Source organism: Pseudomonas sp. F1_0610, assembly GCF_047470865.1.
Lineage (GTDB): Bacteria > Pseudomonadota > Gammaproteobacteria > Pseudomonadales > Pseudomonadaceae > JAZDRH01.
On sequence record NZ_JAZDRH010000004.1, the window covers coordinates 144362 to 164018 of the forward strand.

The following is a 19657-nucleotide window of genomic DNA, read 5'->3' on the forward strand; positions in this document are numbered from 1 at the left end:
TTAAAACGCCTTTCTTTGTTGTTAGTACTACTTAGCAGCTGTAGTACAAGTCATATTCTAATGGATGGACAAATGTACGCACTTTAAGTTCTTCTGCTTTTTTCACCTCAATAAAGGCATCAAGGAACTCATTGGAGAATACCCCGCCACGTAATAAGAACTCACGATCAGCGTCTAAAGCTTCAAGCGCTTCTTTTAAGCTGCCACACACCTGTGGGATATTTTTGCTTTCTTCTGGCGGTAAATCGTACAGGTTTTTATCTGCAGCATCGCCTGGGTGAATACGGTTTTGAATACCATCAAGACCTGCCATTAATAACGCAGAAAAGGCTAAGTATGGATTGGCGGCTGGATCAGGGAAGCGTGCCTCAATTCGGCGGGCTTTTGGGCTGGTAACGTATGGAATACGAATTGAAGCCGAGCGGTTACGCGCTGAATACGCCAGCATAACAGGCGCTTCAAAGCCCGGTACTAAACGTTTGTAAGAGTTAGTTGAGGGGTTGGTTAACGCGTTTAGTGCTTTACCATGCTTGATAATACCGCCAATAAAGTACAAGGCATTATCAGAAAGGCCAGCATAGCCTTCACCTGAGAAGGTATTTTTGCCATTTTGCGCAATTGACAAGTGCACATGCATGCCAGAGCCGTTATCACCATAAATAGGCTTAGGCATAAAAGTTGCTGTGCGGCCATAGGCTTCTGCCACATTATGCACTACATATTTAAGGGCTTGTACTTCATCGGCTTTGGCTACGAGGGTGTTAAATTTAACGCCAATTTCATTTTGCCCTGCCGCCACTTCATGGTGATGAATTTCAACCTGCTGGCCTAGTTCTTCAAGCGCATTGCACATAGCTGCACGCAGCTCATAATCACGATCTTGCGGTGGTGTTGGCAGGTAGCCACCTTTAACCCCAATATAATGGCCATTACCAGCACCATCAACGCGTTTATCTGCATTCCATGCGGCTTGTTCAGCATACACTTTAAACATAGAGCCAGAGATATCTGACTTAAACTGTACCTGATCAAAAATAAAAAACTCAGGTTCAGGGCCAACAAATACCGCATCACCAATACCAGTGGACTTTAGATACTCTTCTGCACGGCGAGCAATGGCACGCGGATCGCGGTCATAACCTTGCATAGTAGAAGGTTCAATAACATCACACACTAGAATTAACGTAGGTTCTTCTGTGAAGGGATCCATTACTGCAGTACTGTCATCTGGCAGTAGGATCATGTCTGAGGCTTCAATGCCTTTCCATCCTACGATAGAAGAACCATCGAACATTTTACCCTGCTCAAAAAAATCCTCATCGGCATCACGAGCAGGCATAGTGATGTGGTGCTGTTGACCGCGCATATCAGTGAAGCGCAAATCAATCCACTTGGCATTATGTTCATTAATTAGTTCGATGGACTTTGACATCTTGTTCTCCAGGAGTCTCCAGGAATTAAGTAGGGCATTAAGCCGTGCCCGGTTAGACAGGTTCCGAGCGTAGCACTCGCTGAATCCTAAACTGGTTAACGCAAGTTCCATGCCAGTTTAAGAAAGCCAGTGCAGTTAGGTAAATCGGCGTACTATTGTGACTGTTGTAGCTTTTAGTTTCCAGTAAATTGCATCATTGTTGTGCTATAAAAATTTTCTATGCACTATTTTGGTGCTTTCACAGTAAAAAATTGATCTAGGTTGGATATTCTGACTCATCAAACTGCATTATTAACGCTATCCTGTTATAAAATAGCCTATTAACTCAGGAGAGCATTATGCGCAAATTATCGCTTTGTTTATTATTGGCCATAAGCCTGCCAGCGACCGCTCAGATTTATCGCTATAAAGATGCTCAAGGCAATACTGTGTTTACCGACAAACTCCCCCCAGATGCTAAAGTGGAACAAGTTGAAGTAGCCCCTATTAACAGCATCCCAGCCCCTGATAAGCCAGTAAACACAACCAATAATAATCCAGATGATAAAAACTTAGCGCCTGGTAATACTTTTTCTGTCTTTGAAATTGGCAGCTTGCCAACAGAAGATGCTATTCGCGCTAACAATGGTAGTTTTTCTTTTAATGTCACCACTGTACCTCCTTTACCGCCCACTATTAGTTTGCAGTTGCTCGTAGATGGTGAACCCTATGGTGCACCCGTTAATACAACCAGCTTGTCTGTTACTGAGTTAGATCGCGGTGAGCATCAACTGGCGGTGCAGGCGCTTGTCGGTGAACATGTTGTACAGACTTCAAATACTGTCACTGTGTTTATACAGCGAGTGCATGTAAACAAACCTAAGAGTTAATCCTATGCGACTATTTATTTGTTTCTTACTCACAGTTATTGCTGTGCCTACTTGGGCGCAGGTGTATACCTATATTGATGAATATGGTGACCGTGTTTTTACCGATTCGCCACCTAAGGGGCAACCTACCGAAAAGGTGCAACTCGCACCTCGTAAAGCAGCGCCGGTAGCTAACAGCACAAATACTGCACCGCCCAGCTTGCCTCTTAACGCCAATGCAGTACAAGCCCAAGTAGCCCCAGCTGCTGGCGTTGTGCAAGAAAACCCACGTTATCTCTTACGCATCCTTTCACCTGAACCTGACGGCACTGTACGCGCGAATGATCGTAATGTGCTGGTAACGGTTGCAACAGAGCCAGAACTGCAAAACAACCACCAATATCGCGTTTTTCTTGATGGAAAAATGGTTAGTACTGCTAGCCGTAGCCCTGTTTTTAACCTACCAGAGGTTGACAGAGGCACACACATGCTGGCGGTGGAGATCATTGACCAACATGGTTTAATTATTGAACGCACACCTGCACAGCCGTTTCACTTAAGACAAATTACACTGGCTGATAAACGTCGAGTAACGCCTTGCAAATACAAAGAATATGGCGTACGCCCAGAATGCCCATTAAAAGATAAACCAAAGCAAGATCCCGACAAGCCACCTTTACTGGGTCGTATTTTAGCGCCTCTGTTTAACTAAAATCTGTTTGGTTATAACTATGCAAGATGCCAGCTATAGGAACCTTGAACCCACTTATTACCAAGCAACGGCTAATGCTGCCCCAGTGTTGGATAAGCTTAGGCAAGATATAGCCGTAGACTGCTGTGTTATTGGTGCTGGCTTTAGTGGTTTATCTACAGCTCTTGAGCTAGCCAAAGCTGGGCAAACAGTAGCTATTGTCGAAGCAGCCCAAGTTGGCTTTGGAGCCTCTGGACGCAACGGTGGCGAAGTATTAATAGGCTATAGCTGTGGCATGCCTGCTTTAATTAAACAGGTGGGGCTCACGGCTGCAAAGCACCTCTGGCAGCTGTCTTTAGATGCAGTAGAACTGCTAGACCAACGCGTACGTGACTATCAAATCAACTGCCATTGGCAACGCGGCTATGTACAGCCAGCACGCACTCCAGCACAACTTATAGACCTATTTAATCAACAGCAATTACTAAAGCGCTATTTTGATTTTAATCAGTACGATTTATGGGATATAGAGCAAACCCGTGCACACATCCAGTCAGCCTATTATATTGGCGCACTCGTTGATCCTCGTTCAGGCTATCTACAGCCACTTAACTACTGTTTAGGCTTGGCAGACGCCGCATTGGCTGCCGGCGCTATGATTTATCAACACAGCCCTGTGCAGGATTTAACCCAGCAGCAAGATCACTGGCTTGTTAGCACCGACCATGCCTGTATTCAAGCTAAGCATGTGGTGATAGCTACTAACGCCTATACTGGCATTATTAAAAATCATTATTTTAAACAGCTATTTAAAAAACTAGTGATTGTCCGTAGCAATATTGCAGTAAGTGAGCCTTTAGGGGACTTAGCCACTCAGTTGCTCTCGGCAAACTTCTGTGTTTCTGACCGTAATCATCTGGTTGACTACTTTCACATTACTGCTGATCAGCGCTTGCTCTTTGGTGGCGAAAGTAACTACTGGAGTAGCCATCCTAAATGGGTTGAAAAAACACTGCGCCATAAAATTAGCCAAGTTTTTCCACAGTTGAGCTGCCTTCAGTTCGATTACAGCTGGAGTGGCTATATCGATTGCACAGTTAATCAAGTGCCCCATTTTGGTGCATTGGCAAAAAATCTATATTTTATGCAAGGTTATTCTGGCCATGGTGTTGCCCTTGCTGGGCTTGCCGGTCAAGCAGTAGCTGAGGCTATCTTAGGCGATAGGCGTAAGCTGGATCATTTTGGTGCATTAAAGCATCTATCAATCCCAGCACCAGCATGGATGAAACATATTGCCGGCCAGTTAGCACTGCACACATGGGCCATTCGCGATAAACTTAGCTAAGTTATTCATAATCTGGCGCACTTTTTGCATTGGCTTTGTTATGGCTAAACGCGAGGTTTATTTATGCAAAATGTTCCGCATCCTCTTCTGCTCTTAGAGAACCTAAGTACAGCTGTACTGCTCACAACCAGTACCTTAGACATTGCCTATATGAACCTTGCTGCAGAAATGCTTTTAGAAACCAGCAAATCGCGCTGTGTTGGGCAAGCTATCAATCTGTTATTTGTCAGCAACCCCTTATCTCTTGATGACTTTCAGCAAGCCTATTCAGAAGGCAATGCAGTGATACGCCGTGAGGCTATTTTGCATACGCCTTTTGACAAGCAACTGGTTGTTGACTATTCGGTTAGCCCTTTCTCAGATCAACAAGCTACCTACTTACTCATAGAACTTTACCCACGCGATCGCCTTTTTCGTATTTCTCGAGAGGAAGCTCAACAAGCTCAACATGAAAGCGCTCGGCAACTGGTAAAAAGCTTAGCACATGAAATTAAAAACCCTTTAGGGGGGATTCGTGGCGCAGCACAGTTACTTGCCCGCGAGCTGCCTAATCAAGAATTAAAAGACTATACCGACGTTATTATTACTGAGACTGATCGCCTAACAAATTTGGTTGATCGCTTATTGGGTACAGATAAGCGCTTACAGTTAAGTAGTTTAAATATTCATCAGGTGCTGGAATATGTCTGTCAAATAATAAACGCTGAAACCCAGCATTACCTGACCATTGAGCGTGATTATGATCCTAGTATCCCTGAGCTTCATGGTGATTACGAGCAGCTTATCCAAGCCATCATTAATGTAGTACGCAACGCCATGCAAGCTTTGGAACAACAGCCTAATGGTTTTATCAAAATTCGTACCAGAACACTACGCCAGCACACTATTAATGGGCAGCTGCACCGTTTGGTATGCAAAGTAGATGTGATTGATAATGGCCCTGGTATTGCTGGTGATTTAAAAGATACTATTTTCTATCCTATGGTAACCGGGCGAGCACAAGGAACAGGTTTAGGGCTAGCCATAGCACAAACAATTATGCGCCAGCATAATGGCATTATTGAGTTAGATACCGAGTCTGAACACACCTGTTTTTCCTTATTACTACCAATTGCCCATGGAGTACCCTGCTTATGAGCCATGTAGCCACTGTTTGGTTGGTAGATGATGATCAGTCTATTCGCTGGGTTTTAGAGCGGGCATTAAAGTCAGCGAATATTGAGTTTCAAAGCTTTACCGATGGCAAACAGCTATTAGAAGCGCTGGAACAATCACAGCCGAATGCTATTGTCAGTGATATTCGTATGCCTAACCTAAATGGCTTACAAATGCTTGAGGTAATTAAACAAAAGCACCCTCAGCTTCCAGTAATTATCATGACTGCTCATTCAGACTTAGACAGTGCTGTTTCAGCTTATCAAACAGGAGCTTTTGACTATTTACCTAAGCCCTTTGATATAGATGAGGCTATTTTACTGATTCAACGCGCACTTAAACATAGCAACTTACACTGTGCACAGCCAAACACTACTTCTACAAACTCTTCTAGCCATATTATTGGTGAAGCTCCTGCTATGCAGGAGGTGTTTCGTGCGATTGGACGCCTGAGCCAATCTAATATCACCGTACTTATTAATGGCCAATCAGGTACGGGCAAAGAGTTGGTAGCTCAGGCGTTACATCACCACAGCCCACGTTCAAGCAAAGCATTTATCGCCCTTAACATGGCAGCGATACCTAAAGAGCTATTAGAATCTGAATTATTTGGCCATGAGAAAGGCGCCTTTACTGGGGCAACCACCTTACGCCAAGGCCGTTTTGAGCAGGCCAACGGGGGCACTCTGTTTCTTGATGAAATTGGCGATATGCCGGCTGATACTCAAACACGATTACTGCGTGTTTTAGCAGATGGTGAATTCTATCGCGTGGGCGGGCATGTGCCTGTAAAAGTTGATGTACGTATTATTGCTGCCACTCATCAGGATTTAGAAAAACTCGTACAACTTAATCGTTTTCGTGATGATTTATTCCATCGTTTAAATGTTATTCGTATCCATCTACCTTGTTTAGCTGATCGACGTGAGGATATTCCTGCATTAACTCAACACTTTTTACAAAAATGCGCGCACGAATTAAGCACTGAAGTTAAACACCTAACGCCAGCAGCTATGACGTTCTTGCAACAACTGCCGTGGCAAGGCAATGTCCGCCAATTAGAAAATACATGCCGTTGGCTAACAGTAATGGCCGCTGGACAAGAAGTGGATATTAATGACTTGCCGCCTGAGTTAAGAAACTTAGCTACACAACCTGCACTTAACACATTAACCAGTGATAATTCATGGCAACAAGCACTCTCCCATTGGGCTGAGCATGCATTAAGTTCAGGTAAACAGCATCTATTAAAGCACGCTTTACCTGAGTTTGAGCGCGTGATGATAGAGGTTGCTCTTGCACATACTCAAGGGCGCCGTGGTGATGCAGCGGAAATATTAGGCTGGGGACGTAATACGCTAACTCGCAAAATTAGCGAGTTAGCGTTAGAAAGCAAAGCTGATTAAAGCTCTGAGCTAGGCCCAGGATTACGCTCACCTTCCACAAGATAGATAACCAAACGTGCAATATTACGTGCATGGTCGCCAATGCGCTCCAATGAGCGCAGTACCCAAACAACATTAAGCACACGAGAAATTGAACGTGGGTCTTCCATCATATAGGTGACCAGCTCACGTAGTGCTGTTTTGTACTCGCGATCAACATTTTTATCGTATGCCACAACTTCCCGAGCTTGTTGGCTATCAAAACGTGCGAAGGCATCTAGCGCTTCTTGCACCATGCGGCGAACTTGATCTCCAATGTGGCGAACTTCTACATAGCCATGTGTTGCCTCTGCGCCTTCTTCACTCAAAGCAATAGCACGTTTGGCAATTTTTTTTGATTCATCACCAATACGTTCAAGGCTAATCACTGCTTTAGAAATACTTATGATTAAGCGTAAATCTGAGGCAGCAGGCTGGCGGCGCGCTAAAATACGTACGCACTCTTCATCAATAGTCGCCTCCATTTGGTTGGTATGCTTGTCCGCTTCACGCACTAATTGCGCCAAGCCTGAATCGCCTTCAACCAAAGCAGTAATAGCTTCGTTAACTTGCTTCTCAACTAAACCGCCCATACCTAAAAAGCGGCTACGTAGCTCTTCAATTTCAGTATTGAATTGCTGGGAAATATGTTGGCCTAGCGTTTCTTTTTGCATAATTCCATCTCACTTAGGGGGTGATAACAGGGGGTTGCTAGACAGACTACTAGCCGTAGCGACCAGTAATATAATCTTCTGTACGTTTTTGGGTTGGGTTGGTGAAAAGCGTGTCAGTGTCACCAAACTCAATCAATTGCCCCATATACATAAAGGCAGTGTAATCAGAAACACGAGCAGCTTGCTGCATATTGTGTGTTACCATGACAATGGTAAAACGCTCTTTAAGCTCATAAATAAGCTCTTCTACTTTTAGGGTAGAAATAGGGTCAAGGGCTGAGCAAGGCTCATCCAATAATAGAACTTCTGGCTGCACTGCAACAGTGCGTGCAATGACTAAACGCTGTTGCTGTCCGCCTGATAAACCAAGTGCTGAATCATGCAAACGGTCTTTTACTTCTTCCCATAAAGCCGCACTTTTTAACGCCCACTCTACAGTTTCATCAAGTACGCGCTTCTTGTTAATGCCTTGAATGCGCAAACCATACACCACATTTTCATAAATACTCTTTGGAAATGGATTTGGCTTTTGAAACACCATACCGACACGACGGCGTAATTCAGCAACATCTAGGCCTTTACGGTAAATATCTTCATTATCCAACAAGATTTCACCTTCAACACGGCACCCATCAACTAGGTCATTCATGCGATTGAAACTGCGTAGCAAGGTCGATTTACCACATCCACTAGGTCCAATAAAAGCTGTAACCCGCTTTTTAGGAATGCTCATTTGCACGTTATACAGCGCTTGTTTTTCGCCGTAATACAGATTTAAACCTGGAATACGTAAGGCAATTTGCTCGTCGGCAAGGCTAAGCTTTTGACGTGCACGACCTAAAGCATCTAGATCAATACCTAAAGTGTTTATTGGTTGGCTTTGCATAATTGACTCCAAAATTTTTACTCAATGCACGATCTAGTTAGTTATCAAGTGCTTTGTATTTTTCGCGCAAGTGGTTACGTATCCACACCGCAGAGATATTCAATAAAATAATCACTAACACCAGTAAGAATGCTGTGGCATATACAAGTGGGCGCGCGGCTTCCACGTTCGGGCTTTGGAAACCAACGTCGTAAATATGAAAGCCTAAGTGCATGATTTTTTGGTCCAGATGCAAGTAGGGGTAGTTACCATCTAAAGGTAAACTAGGCGCTAGTTTTACTACACCGACCAACATTAACGGCGCTACTTCACCGGCTGCACGAGCTACGGCAAGAATCAAGCCTGTCATCATGGCTGGACTTGCCATTGGCAACACAATCTTCCATAGCGTTTCAGATTTAGTCGCCCCCAATGCTAAAGAGCCTTCACGTAATGCTCGTGGAATGCGTGTTAAGCCTTCCTCTGTTGCTACAATAACGACAGGCAAGGTAAGAATCGCCAAGGTCAACGATGCCCATAGCAAGCCTGGTGTACCAAAGGTAGGTGCTGGTGCTGCTTCAGGGAAGAATAAACGGTCGAGTGATCCGCCTAAAACATACACAAAGAAACCCAAGCCAAACACACCATACACAATAGAAGGAACACCAGCTAGGTTATTCACGGCAATACGGATAACTCGCGTAAGCGCACCTTGTTTAGCGTATTCACGCAGATAAACAGCGGCTATGACACCTAGCGGCGTTACAATTACCGCCATAATAATGGTCATTAACACAGTGCCAAAAATAGCAGGAAAAATACCACCTTCTGTGTTGGCCTCACGTGGTTCATCACTGACGAACTCCCAGAGTTTTTCGCCATAGAAGCCTAGCTTGCCAAAAACCGACATATTATTGGGTTGATACGCCCTCACAATCTTCGACAAGTTGATTTCCAGCTCGCGCCCATCAACACTTTTTACCACTACGCTATCACGGCTTAATTGGTTATTCACTTCGGCTAAGCGTGTTTCTAGTACGCGATATTCAGCGTCTAGTTTGGCTTTTCGCGCTGCTAATTCTGCTTGAGCGCTTTCGTTTAGCTTGCCCTGCAACTCTAATTTACGCGTATCCAAACGAATACGCTCTAGGCCGCTGTTAATATGACCAATATCTGTCTTTTGAATAGCAACTTGTTGCTGGTAGAGATCCGCACCACGGCTTAAACGGCTTTGAAACTCTTGCCAGCCTTGATTACCTTCGGCTATGACCTTGCCATTTTCTTTGACCGCTACAAGGTAACCGTAGAAGTTACCCCACTCACGACGCTCCATAGCCATAATATCTTTAGGGTAGTGTTCAGCCGTCAACCACTCTGCGACCACCCAGCTAAAGTCAGCACCATAGATATCACGATTACCTACTTTAAGTAGCTCACGAGTCATAAACTCGCTCCCTTCTTTTTCAACAGGTAAGCCTGAGCTAACTAGGCGCGCACGTGGTACTTGCTCAATTTCGACTTGCTCGCCCGCCACTATTTGCGCTGTTTGCCCAGGCACTGTGTAGGTTGCCTGTACAATTTGCCCAGGCCAAAAGTGAGCTAAGCCTTTAATGGCAATAACACCAAGTAAGCCTACTGTCATAATAATGGCGATAGCCACAGCGCCAGCATTCATCCAAATCCAAGGAGAACCGCTGTTAAACCATGCTTTAAATGTTTTCTGTTTCACGAGTTCACCTTGCCCTTACAGAGATGCATATTTCTTGCGTAAACGAGTGCGAATTAGCTCAGCCAATGTGTTCATCACAAAGGTAAAGAGCAGTAACGCAAGCGCGGCTAAGAAAAGTACGCGGTAATGGCTGCTTCCCACTTCTGACTCAGGCATTTCCACTGCAACGTTAGCGGCTAAAGTACGTAGCCCTTCAAAAATATTGGCTTCCATAATGGGCGTATTACCTGTTGCCATAAGCACGATCATGGTTTCTCCTACTGCACGCCCCATGCCTATCATTAAGGCAGAAAAGATACCTGGGCTAGCTGTTAGGATGACTACTCGCGTCAAGGTCTGCCATGGTGTGGCGCCTAGCGCCAATGAGCCAAATGTCAGACTGCGTGGCACGCTAAATACAGCATCCTCAGCAATAGAATAAATGTTTGGAATAACCGCAAAGCCCATCGCTAAGCCAACTACCAAGGCGTTACGCTGATCAAAAGGAATACCGAGATCATTAGTCAGCCATAAGCGCATATCGCCACCAAAGAACCAGTTTTCCAAATGCCCGCTCATACTTAATGAGCCATAGCCTATTAGCAATACAACGGGAATGAGAATGGCCGCTTCCCAACCATCAGGTACTATTAAACGAATTTTTTCAGGTAAGCGGCTCCAGCACCATGCGGCTAATAAAATACCAAAGGGCATTATCAGTAAGAGGCTAAAAATTCCGGGGAGATGCCCTTCAACATAAGGCGCGAGGAATAAACCCGCAAAGAAACCTAAAATAACTGTAGGTAAGGCTTCCATTAATTCAATAACAGGCTTCACTCGACTACGTAACGCTGGTGCCATAAAGTAGCCAGTATAAATGGCGGCACAAATAGCCAAAGGAGCTGCCAATAACATGGCATAGAAAGCAGCTTTTAAGGTACCGAAGGCTAAAGGCGTTAAACTAAGCTTAGGTTCAAAGTCGCTATTGGCTGAGGTGGACTGCCATACATAATCAGGTTCTGCATAGCTTTCGTACCATACCTTACCCCAGAGTGCACTCCAGGAAATCTCTGGATGTGGATTATCAATTTTCCAAGTTTGTAATTTATTACCTTCTTCTACCAATAAGGCTGAAGCACGTGGTGCTAACACAGCAACTGAGTTCGTTGCAGCTATTTTTTCACGTAAAACCGTACGATGAGCTGTGCTGTGGAAAATACCTAAACTGCCATTAATGTCCATGGCCAAGAAACCTTTACGGCGCTCCTCGGGCATAATTTGATTAATGGGCGAATTGCTTAATTTAAAGTCACGTATGCGTTTAAGGCTAGACTGTCCTTCTTTGTCACGTACCATAAACCACTGACTAATTCCGCCGTTTGAATCGCCAATTAAAAGAGAGATTCCGCCTAATAAGAAACTACTGGCTGTAACTGTTGTTTCGCTCGACTCAGCTAGCTTATAGCGTCCATTTAAAACACGCTTACGCAGATCAAATACATCTAGGGTAGATTTCGCGCTAAATACATATAACCACTGATGCCGCGGATCAACTAACAATGATGTAACAGGCTCATCTACAGCAGGAATATGAATATTCTTGGAGGTTAGCTCAACCTCGCCTGTCATAAAGTTTTCTTCACGCTCAATATTTAAAGCATGCACTTCTAAACCCGAAGAGCCAGCCAATAACAATCCTGTTTTACTTGAGCTTACGGCAATTTGTGTTAGCGCTTGCTGTTTATCATCTAGCGTGATGGGCTCTTCCCCATACGGATAACTAAGACTTGGGGTGACAGTTTTTACGTTGTTTGGATAACTCAGGCGGTAGTTATGCTCAAACACCAAGGCTTGGCCATTACTTAATCCCACTACCAGAGTACGGCTGCCTGGCTCATCTTGCGCTACAGAAGTAATGCGTTGTCCTTGAGGGATAGGCAAAGAAATACTTTGTAACGCCTGGCCAGTTTCTAAATTAAAAAACTGCACTTGCGCTTGCGTATTTAAACGCATGGCTATTTGATTCTGTTCTTCAATGGCTAAAAAAAGCGGTTTTTCATCACTATTCGTTAACCATTCTGGCGTGCTATTTGACCATTTCTCCAGTTCAGCTCCTTTGAACATTGGCATGACGACACTGGCAAGATAGAAAAATATCAGTGTAATGGCCGCCAGAATTAGCAAACCGCCTACTGATACATACCAGCGTGTTAGATGGTCTTTTAGCTTGCGGATACGTCGTTTACGCTGCAACACAGGTGTTTCAAAATCAATGCGTTGCGATGATGGAGAATTGTTCATACACCACTCAACCTAAATTGGGATACACATATCCTGATCTAGTTAGATGACAACAATATGACAGACTGTCATTTTTTCGTCATATTTTTGCAAGATATGCTTTTACAAAACAGCAGAAACAGCAAAGCCCCATATCCTGAAAACAGAATACGGGGCTAGTTTTACTGACTTAGTTTAAACCAAGATCAGTGAGCGTTTTCTCAACTACTTTGGAAGGTAGTGGAATATAACCATCCTTTACTACAACTTCTTGACCTTGTTTTGATAACACTAGCTTAACGAATTGTGCATCAATTGGGCTAAGTGGTTTGTTTGGTGCTTTGTTCACATAAATATAGAAGTAGCGTGATAGCGGAAACTTACCAGCTAACGCATTTGCTTCACTGGCTTCAAATGCTTCACCGCCTTTTTTCGATAATGGCACAGCACGTACGCTAGAAGTACGGTAACCAATACCTGAGTAACCAATGCCGTTTAGTGTGCTAGAAATAGACTGCACCACAGAGGCCGAACCTGGCTGCTCATTAACGTTAGCTTTAAAGTCACCCTTACACAGAGCAGATTCTTTAAAGTAACCATAAGTGCCCGATACTGAGTTACGTCCAAAAAGTTGAACAGGCTTATTGGCCCACTCACCTGTTAGGCCTAGATCGCCCCAAGTCTTGATATCCTTCTCGCCACCACACAAGCGTGTGCTAGAGAAAATAGCATCAACCTGTGCCATATCTAATGATTTGATAGGGTTATCTTTATGTACAAAGACGGCCAACGCATCAATAGCTACTGGAACGGCGGTTGGCTTATAACCGTATTTTTCTTCGAAAGCTTGAATTTCATTATCCTTCATAGGACGGCTCATAGGGCCTAAATTCGCAGTACCTTCGGTTAGTGCAGGAGGCGCGGTAGAGGAGCCAGCCGCTTGAATCTGAATATTTACGTTCGGGTAGTTACGTTTAAACTCTTCTGCCCAAAGTGTCATTAAATTGGCGAGAGAGTCAGAACCAACGCTTGATAGGTTACCTGACACACCTGAGGTTTTTGTATAGTCTGGCAGTTTTGGATCTACCGCGGCGATTGCGCTAGAAGCACCGATACCTGCTGCTACAACGGTCAGGGCTGCCATCAGACGTTTAAGTTTCATGCATTGCTCCTTGAGAGACTTGAATAAATTCACAGAATTATTCGTTTCTGCTTGATGCTTACTTTAAGAAGGCTATGTGACAACAATATGACAGAAAATTATTTTCTATTTGCTAGAGTGCCTGTGCTGGCTTGCTATTTGTTATGCTAAGCGCATTGTTAGGAGTCACTATGCAAGATTGCCATTTTGATGAGCTGGCGGCTCATTTTGCCCATAAAATTTACGGCGGTAGCAAAGGTGCTGTGCGCCTTGCAGCGTTGCAAGCCGACTTAACTGAAGTACTTGCCACAACACCTTTACGCATTCTAGATGTCGGTGGTGGCTTAGGCCATATGTCGCTTTGGCTGGCCGAGCAAGGGCATCAGATCACCTTTACTGAACCCGCACTGCCAATGCTTGAAGGCGCTCAACAGCAGTTTGCCGAAAAAGGCTTAACAGCCGAGTTTATTCAAGCCTCATGGCAAGAACTGCCAAATATACTGACAGAACAATATGATCTAGTGCTCTGCCATGCAGTGTTAGAATGGTTGGCCCAACCTGCTGAGATAATGCCAGTACTAAAACAGTTTACGAAAACCGATGGTTGGTTATCCTTAGCCTTTTACAACAAAGATTCCTTAGTATTTCGCAATCTTATAAAGGGTAACTTACGCAAGCTGGCTAAGTTAAACTTTGCAGGCGAACAAGGCAGCTTAACGCCACAGCAGCCCCTAGATCCGCGACAGGTAGAAGCCTTTGTAGAACCACTTTGGAAAATTCAACATCGCAGTGGTATTCGCGTGTTCCATGATTATATGCTAGCGAAATTCCAAGAAAAGATTGCACTGGAAGAAATGATTGCAACTGAACTTAGTTATCGACGTCATCCTAGCCTATCGCTGCTAGGTCGTTATTTACATTGGCTGTGCCAACCTCGTTAAGGAGTAGTTATGCAACGATTAGCCTTAGTTATCCTCAGCAGTCTTGTGCTGAGTGCCTGTCAATCTAACAACCCTTATCAAGCACAATCTAAGCCATTAGCTGATGCACCCGTAAACGCTAAAGATCATTTTGATGCCAGTGCCTATCCTGCCAAAAGTGCTGACTTATCGGCGTATCGCAACTGGCAATGGGCTGCACCCCCCGTATTAAGTAATAACGCAGATATTTCCTTTGCAGAGGCGCAAAACCTTACCGCTGCTGCATTAGATCAGCGCGGGTTACGCCCTGTGCAAGGTGGCACAGCTCAGTTGGCAGTACAGGTCAGTATCCAAACCACCAAGCGCACCGAGTACCGTGATTATTATCCTGATATTTCATACGGTGCTGGGCGCTACTCTCGCCACGGACGCCACGGCTATTCTGGCGTCGGTGTGTCTGTACCCTTAACCAACCCAACCTATACTCAAGAGTACATCAACGCTCAGGTTAGCTTGCGTGATCTTCAAACAGGACAAATTGTTTGGCAAGGACAAGGCGAATCAGTTGCCGAGTCAAATATCACTAAGTCGGTTAACAAGGCATTAAAAGACGCCCTTAAAAACTTTTAACCTGCGCGACAGCGTCCATCAGGCGCTGCAAAGCGCCCTGATTATTATGCAACACGCTAAACCCTGCTTCACGCATGTGCTGGGCCTTTGCGGGATTTTCAGCCAGCATTAATAGGACCTGCGCAAGTTGTTGGCTATCTTCCACTTGCAGCAAGTCACCTGCTTCAAGCAGTTGCTCAGCAATATCCAAAAAGTTAAATATATGCTTTCCAGAAAGCACGGGCTTTCCTAATGCGGCAGGCTCTAATAGATTATGCCCACCGTGCTCGACCAAACTACCGCCCACAAAGGCCATATCGGCACAGGCATAGAGCAATAGCATTTCCCCCATGGTATCGCCTAATAAAACTTGATGCGTATTATCCACTAATGCCTGTGTAGAGCGACGCTGGGTTGCCATCTTTTGTGCTTGGCATAAAGCAAAAACAGCATCAAAACGCTCGGGATGGCGAGGTACTAAAATCAATAACGCATCAGGGCGATCCGTTAATAGCTGTTGATGTGCAGCTAGAAGCTGTTCATCCTCCCCTTGATGGGTGCTACCTGCAATCCAAACCAACCGCTGTTGAGCCTGCCAACTTTCACGCAATTGCTGCGCACGCGATAGAATTTCAGGAGCAATGCTTAAGTCAAACTTGATTGACCCTGTTACTTGAACCTGTGCTTCAGTAGCACCTAAGGCTAAAAAGCGCTCGGCTTCTGTTTGGGTTTGTACTGCGATTAAGCTTAGATGCTGCAACATAGGTTTAACTAATTTCGGAAACTTGGCATAGCCTTTAGCCGAGCGTGCAGATAAGCGCGCATTAGCTAACACCACAGGAATCTGCATTTTATAGCAATGATGAATGTGGTTAGGCCATAGTTCAGTTTCCATCACAATCGCCAGTTTTGGCTGCACTGCCTGCAAAAAGCGCTTAGCACAGCTGGGTAAATCATAGGGTAAATAACAATGCTGTACGCTATCGCCAAACATGGCTTGTATGCGTTCGGAGCCTGTTGGCGTCATGCAGGTGATGGTTATAGGTAGGTTGGGATAGCTTGCTTGTAATGCCTTCACCACAGGTGCAGCCGCAATACTTTCCCCCACAGATACAGCATGCAGCCACACACCGCCTTTTTTAAACGCCGGAAGCTGACGTGCAAAACGCTCAGCTATACGCTTTTTATAGGCGGGTGCTTGTTTAGATCGACGCCATAAGCGCAGTAATAACAAAGGCGTACATACATAAAAAAATAGGCTATACCAAAAACGATTCATACGATTAACTTCATTTATCAATTGCGGGCAGTCTACTCGTTTTATAAAAAGCCCATCAACTTTATGTCAAACTCAACACAAATGACATTTTCCTGAATGAAATGATTTTAATTATTAACAAAGTTTAATTAGCAGTTGTTGTTCAGTTTGTCTTGCTAGATGATGCAGCCTGCTTTCTGCGATAAAAGGTTAAGTACTATGTCAAATCGTCTATTTTTTTCTTGGCTAATTGTGTTGTTTAGCGCTTTTTTACTTAGCGCTTGTGGCGACCCTCAAACTATCAAGCTCGAAGGGCAGACCATGGGCACTTACTACAATGTTAAGTATGTACCTACTACTAGCAGCCCTTCTCCTGCTCAATTACAAAAAGAGATTGATCGCTTACTTGAAGAGGTGAACGATCAAATGTCCACTTATCGTCCTCATTCTGAGCTTAGCCTTTTTAATAGCAGCAAAGAGGTAAACACTGCCTTTACTGTTTCTCCAGCGACAGCAAAAGTGGTGGCTGAAGCTATACGTATTAATCAACTTACTGAGGGTGCCTTAGATATAACCGTTGGCCCTTTGGTTAACCTGTGGGGATTTGGCCCTGAGCTAAAAAAAATTCAAGCGCCTTCCGAGCAAGCCTTAGCCGAGCGTCGGGCGTGGACAGGTATTGATAAATTACAGGTAAACAATAATACACTCAGTAAAAGCATTCCTGAGCTTTACCTAGACCTTTCCTCTATTGCTAAAGGCTATGGTGTAGATGTGGTTGCTGAGTATCTAGAACGCCAAAACATTCACAACTACATGGTCGATATTGGTGGCGAGTTACGCACTAAAGGCAAGAATGATCAACATATTGGTTGGCGTATTGCGATTGAGCGTCCTGTCTATGGACAAATGGAGCAAACAGCGCAAGAAATTATTCAGCCTGGTGATTTAGCCATTGCCACATCAGGTGATTATCGCAATTATTTTGAACAAGAAGGGGTTCGTTATTCCCATACGATAGACCCCACCACAGCTAAGCCTATTAATCACAACCTAGTTTCCATTACCGTGTTAGCCGACAACTGCATGACTGCCGACGGTTTCTCTACAGGGCTCAATGTACTAGGCCCAGAAAGAGGCTTAGCCATCGCCGAAAAACTCAACATGCCTGTGTTTATGATTATTAAAACGGAACAAGGCTTTGAAGAGCGTTATACCACAGCTTTTGCGCCTTTTTTGAAAAAATAGCAAAAGCTTGCGCTAAAGCTTAACTGCAGAGTTAGCGACTAAGTTAAGTTATACTGAAGAAAATTTTATTTTGAGGATGCTCATGTCTTCTCAACTCCAAACCGATATTGTTATTGTCGGTGGTGGCATCGCAGGTTTATGGCTTAATGCCCGCTTAGGTAAACTAGGTTATAGCAGTTTACTGGTTGAGCAACATAGCTTGGGCGGCGAGCAAAGCGTTAAATCTCAAGGGATTATTCATGGTGGCACCAAATACGCACTGCATGGTGCGCTCACGGGTTCATCTGAAGCTATTGCTGATATGCCTGAACGCTGGCGCCGAGCTATTGCAGGCGAAGGAGAAATTGATCTCACAGGTGTTCGTGTTTTATCTAATGCCCATTATTTATGGTCACCTGGCTCTATTGCTGGCAACTTAACCAGTTTTTTTGCTAGCAAAGCTATGCGTGGACGCGTAGATGCGGTAAAAGGCGCGGAACTACCTCCAGCTTTACAAGATAAAAAATTTAAAGGCAAGGTTTATCGTTTATCTGAACTGGTACTGGATGTCCCTAGCGTGATTCAAAAGTTAGCTGGTTTAGCGCAAGGCGCCTTACTGAAAGCACAAACGATTAAACCTTTATACGATCAGCAACAGCAGCTCATTGGAATTACCGCTGATGAGCACCAGATACAGGCTCAACGCGTCATATTCTGCGCAGGGCAAGGTACCCAAGCATTATTAAATGACTTTGCTCAAACCCAACCACAACAACAATTACGTCCATTGCACATGGTATTGGTTAAAGGTGCCAACCTTAAACCTATTTATGCTCATTGCTTAGGCGCTGGAACTAAACCACGCATTACCATTACCACACATCCAGCCGCTGACGGCCAATGGGTTTGGTATTTAGGAGGCAACCTAGCTGAAGCTGAAGGCGTTGCGCGCAATGAAGCAGAGCAAATCCGTGCAGCACAAAAAGAACTAGCTGACCTTATTCCTTGGCTAGATCAAAGCCAGTTAAGCTGGCGCACCTTACGGGTTGATCGAGCAGAGCCTGCACAGTCTGGCTTAGTTCGACCTGACAATGCTTTTCTTGCACAACAAGGCAAGCTGTTGGTCACTTGGCCAACTAAGCTGGCGCTTTCTCCTGATTTGGCGGATCGCGTCATCAACAGTCTCAATACTGACCATATCACTCCACAAGCTCCAGCTTTACAGGCTGTCTTAGCGCAACCTGAGATTGCTCAACCGGCATGGGAGACGCTGTTTTAATGCTTAGTTTGCATGATGTATATCGCCCACTAGGTAATACTGGGCTGCAAGTATCGCCTTTAGGTTTAGGCACAGTAAAACTTGGCCGCGACCAAGGCGTAAAATATCCTGATGGTTTTACTATTCCTGATGACCAACAAGCGCTTAATCTACTAGCCCAAGCACGGGATTTAGGTATTAATTTGCTCGATACAGCGCCAGCTTATGGTATCAGTGAGGAACGCTTAGGCTACTTATTGAAGGGCCAGCGCCATGAATGGATTATTGTTAGTAAAGTAGGTGAAGAGTTTAATAACAACCTCTCATCCTTTGATTTTTCAGCAACCCATACCCGTTTTTCTGTTGAGCGTAGCTTACAGCGTTTAAATACCGACTTTATCGAAATGGTATTGGTACATTCTGACGGCAATGATATGGCTGTACTACAACAAGAAGAGGTCTATCACACCCTTGCCTTGCTTAAACAAGAAGGCAAAATTGGAAGTTTTGGCTTTTCCGGTAAAACCGTAGAAGGCGGATTGCTTGCATTAGAACAAGGCGATGCGGCCATGGTGACATTTAATTTACAACAGCAAGATGAACTGCAGGTGATCCAACGTGCAGCGCAACAAAACAAAGCCATATTAATTAAAAAAGCACTCGCCAGCGGGCATGCGTGTTTAGCGGCTGGTATTGATCCCGTCAAAGCCAGCTTTGAGTTAATTTTTGCACAAGAAGGCGTCAGCAGCGCCATTATTGGCACTATTAATCCAACTCACTTAGCCAGCAATGTAACTACTCTAGCCTCTTTGCTCAAATAAGAGG

16 protein-coding genes and 1 pseudogene are annotated in these 19657 nt (G+C 44.5%); 10 read left to right on the plus strand and 7 right to left on the minus strand.

The genetic code is table 11. From position 1 onward, the window contains the following. Positions 1-31 precede the first annotated feature (31 nt). Positions 32-1432 (minus strand): type I glutamate--ammonia ligase, encoded by a 1401-nt coding sequence (gene glnA / locus VQ643_RS04015; protein WP_414197983.1) that lies wholly within the window; start codon positions 1430-1432, stop codon positions 32-34. A 338-nt stretch (positions 1433-1770) separates the two neighbouring features. On the opposite strand from glnA, the gene VQ643_RS04020 reads away from it, so the two are divergent. The 5 genes from VQ643_RS04020 (at position 1771) to glnG (ending at position 6877) form a co-directional block, all read left to right on the plus strand. After that, positions 1771-2301, plus strand: a complete 531-nt coding sequence (locus VQ643_RS04020; RefSeq protein WP_414197984.1) for a DUF4124 domain-containing protein — start codon at positions 1771-1773, stop codon at positions 2299-2301. Between the two features lie 4 nt (positions 2302-2305). Then, entirely contained in the window at positions 2306-2992 is a 687-nt protein-coding gene (locus VQ643_RS04025) for a DUF4124 domain-containing protein (RefSeq protein ID WP_414197985.1), read from the plus strand. 19 nt (positions 2993-3011) lie between these two features. After that, positions 3012-4316, plus strand: a complete 1305-nt coding sequence (locus VQ643_RS04030; protein WP_414197986.1) for an NAD(P)/FAD-dependent oxidoreductase — start codon at positions 3012-3014, stop codon at positions 4314-4316. Between the two features lie 63 nt (positions 4317-4379). Next, a complete protein-coding gene (glnL, locus tag VQ643_RS04035) occupies positions 4380-5453 on the plus strand; it encodes a nitrogen regulation protein NR(II) (RefSeq protein WP_414197987.1) in 1074 nt (357 codons plus the stop codon). After that, a complete protein-coding gene (gene glnG / locus VQ643_RS04040) occupies positions 5450-6877 on the plus strand; it encodes a nitrogen regulation protein NR(I) (protein ID WP_414197988.1) in 1428 nt (475 codons plus the stop codon). The genes glnL and glnG overlap by 4 nt, the downstream gene beginning before the upstream one ends. 29 nt (positions 6878-6906) lie before the next feature. Here the strand turns inward: glnG and phoU are convergent. The 5 genes and pseudogenes from phoU to VQ643_RS04065 form a co-directional block, all read right to left on the minus strand. Beyond that, a pseudogene (gene phoU / locus VQ643_RS04045) lies at positions 6907-7569 on the minus strand (phosphate signaling complex protein PhoU); the annotation flags it as partial. 49 nt (positions 7570-7618) lie between these two features. Further along, positions 7619-8455, minus strand: coding sequence for a phosphate ABC transporter ATP-binding protein PstB (gene pstB / locus VQ643_RS04050; protein ID WP_414197989.1), 837 nt, complete (start codon positions 8453-8455; stop codon positions 7619-7621). A gap of 37 nt (positions 8456-8492) precedes the next feature. Beyond that, the gene (gene pstA, locus VQ643_RS04055; protein WP_414197990.1) at positions 8493-10163 is read right to left on the minus strand and encodes a phosphate ABC transporter permease PstA; all 1671 of its coding nucleotides are present in this window, start codon (positions 10161-10163) and stop codon (positions 8493-8495) included. Between the two features lie 15 nt (positions 10164-10178). Further along, on the minus strand, positions 10179-12443 hold the full coding sequence (locus tag VQ643_RS04060) for an ABC transporter permease subunit (RefSeq protein ID WP_414197991.1): 2265 nt from the start codon (positions 12441-12443) through the stop codon (positions 10179-10181). A 169-nt stretch (positions 12444-12612) separates the two neighbouring features. After that, on the minus strand, positions 12613-13584 hold the full coding sequence (locus VQ643_RS04065; RefSeq protein ID WP_414197992.1) for a phosphate ABC transporter substrate-binding protein PstS family protein: 972 nt from the start codon (positions 13582-13584) through the stop codon (positions 12613-12615). A 170-nt stretch (positions 13585-13754) separates the two neighbouring features. Here VQ643_RS04065 and VQ643_RS04070 point away from each other — a divergent pair, with 170 nt between their 5' ends. Continuing rightward, entirely contained in the window at positions 13755-14504 is a 750-nt protein-coding gene (locus VQ643_RS04070; RefSeq protein WP_414197993.1) for a methyltransferase domain-containing protein, read from the plus strand. A gap of 9 nt (positions 14505-14513) precedes the next feature. Next, positions 14514-15113 carry a DUF4136 domain-containing protein gene (locus VQ643_RS04075; protein WP_414197994.1) on the plus strand — a complete coding sequence of 200 codons (600 nt, stop codon included), beginning with the start codon at positions 14514-14516 and terminating at the stop codon, positions 15111-15113. On the opposite strand, the gene waaA is transcribed toward VQ643_RS04075, so the two are convergent. After that, entirely contained in the window at positions 15100-16371 is a 1272-nt protein-coding gene (gene waaA, locus VQ643_RS04080; RefSeq protein WP_414197995.1) for a lipid IV(A) 3-deoxy-D-manno-octulosonic acid transferase, read from the minus strand. The two genes, VQ643_RS04075 and waaA, sit on opposite strands and share 14 nt — an antisense overlap. A 198-nt stretch (positions 16372-16569) precedes the next feature. On the opposite strand from waaA, the gene VQ643_RS04085 reads away from it, so the two are divergent. The 3 genes from VQ643_RS04085 (at position 16570) to VQ643_RS04095 (ending at position 19653) form a co-directional block, all read left to right on the plus strand. Continuing rightward, on the plus strand, positions 16570-17595 hold the full coding sequence (locus tag VQ643_RS04085) for an FAD:protein FMN transferase (RefSeq protein WP_414197996.1): 1026 nt from the start codon (positions 16570-16572) through the stop codon (positions 17593-17595). An 82-nt stretch (positions 17596-17677) separates the two neighbouring features. Next, the gene (locus VQ643_RS04090) at positions 17678-18853 is read left to right on the plus strand and encodes an NAD(P)/FAD-dependent oxidoreductase (RefSeq protein ID WP_414197998.1); all 1176 of its coding nucleotides are present in this window, start codon (positions 17678-17680) and stop codon (positions 18851-18853) included. After that, a complete protein-coding gene (locus tag VQ643_RS04095; RefSeq protein WP_414197999.1) occupies positions 18853-19653 on the plus strand; it encodes an aldo/keto reductase in 801 nt (266 codons plus the stop codon). Before VQ643_RS04090 ends, VQ643_RS04095 begins: the two co-directional genes overlap by 1 nt. Positions 19654-19657 lie beyond the last annotated feature (4 nt).

What these genes read in the sequence shown, in the direction of transcription:
- glnA (WP_414197983.1), bottom strand. Translation starts at nt 1,432, where the DNA reads ATGTCAAAGTCCATCGAACTAATTAATGAACATAATGCCAAGTGGATT.
- VQ643_RS04020 (WP_414197984.1), top strand. Translation starts at nt 1,771, where the DNA reads ATGCGCAAATTATCGCTTTGTTTATTATTGGCCATAAGCCTGCCAGCG.
- VQ643_RS04025 (WP_414197985.1), top strand. Translation starts at nt 2,306, where the DNA reads ATGCGACTATTTATTTGTTTCTTACTCACAGTTATTGCTGTGCCTACT.
- VQ643_RS04030 (WP_414197986.1), top strand. Translation starts at nt 3,012, where the DNA reads ATGCAAGATGCCAGCTATAGGAACCTTGAACCCACTTATTACCAAGCA.
- glnL (WP_414197987.1), top strand. Translation starts at nt 4,380, where the DNA reads ATGCAAAATGTTCCGCATCCTCTTCTGCTCTTAGAGAACCTAAGTACA.
- glnG (WP_414197988.1), top strand. Translation starts at nt 5,450, where the DNA reads ATGAGCCATGTAGCCACTGTTTGGTTGGTAGATGATGATCAGTCTATT.
- pstB (WP_414197989.1), bottom strand. Translation starts at nt 8,455, where the DNA reads ATGCAAAGCCAACCAATAAACACTTTAGGTATTGATCTAGATGCTTTA.
- VQ643_RS04060 (WP_414197991.1), bottom strand. Translation starts at nt 12,443, where the DNA reads ATGAACAATTCTCCATCATCGCAACGCATTGATTTTGAAACACCTGTG.
- VQ643_RS04065 (WP_414197992.1), bottom strand. Translation starts at nt 13,584, where the DNA reads ATGAAACTTAAACGTCTGATGGCAGCCCTGACCGTTGTAGCAGCAGGT.
- VQ643_RS04070 (WP_414197993.1), top strand. Translation starts at nt 13,755, where the DNA reads ATGCAAGATTGCCATTTTGATGAGCTGGCGGCTCATTTTGCCCATAAA.
- VQ643_RS04075 (WP_414197994.1), top strand. Translation starts at nt 14,514, where the DNA reads ATGCAACGATTAGCCTTAGTTATCCTCAGCAGTCTTGTGCTGAGTGCC.
- waaA (WP_414197995.1), bottom strand. Translation starts at nt 16,371, where the DNA reads ATGAATCGTTTTTGGTATAGCCTATTTTTTTATGTATGTACGCCTTTG.
- VQ643_RS04085 (WP_414197996.1), top strand. Translation starts at nt 16,570, where the DNA reads ATGTCAAATCGTCTATTTTTTTCTTGGCTAATTGTGTTGTTTAGCGCT.
- VQ643_RS04090 (WP_414197998.1), top strand. Translation starts at nt 17,678, where the DNA reads ATGTCTTCTCAACTCCAAACCGATATTGTTATTGTCGGTGGTGGCATC.
- VQ643_RS04095 (WP_414197999.1), top strand. Translation starts at nt 18,853, where the DNA reads ATGCTTAGTTTGCATGATGTATATCGCCCACTAGGTAATACTGGGCTG.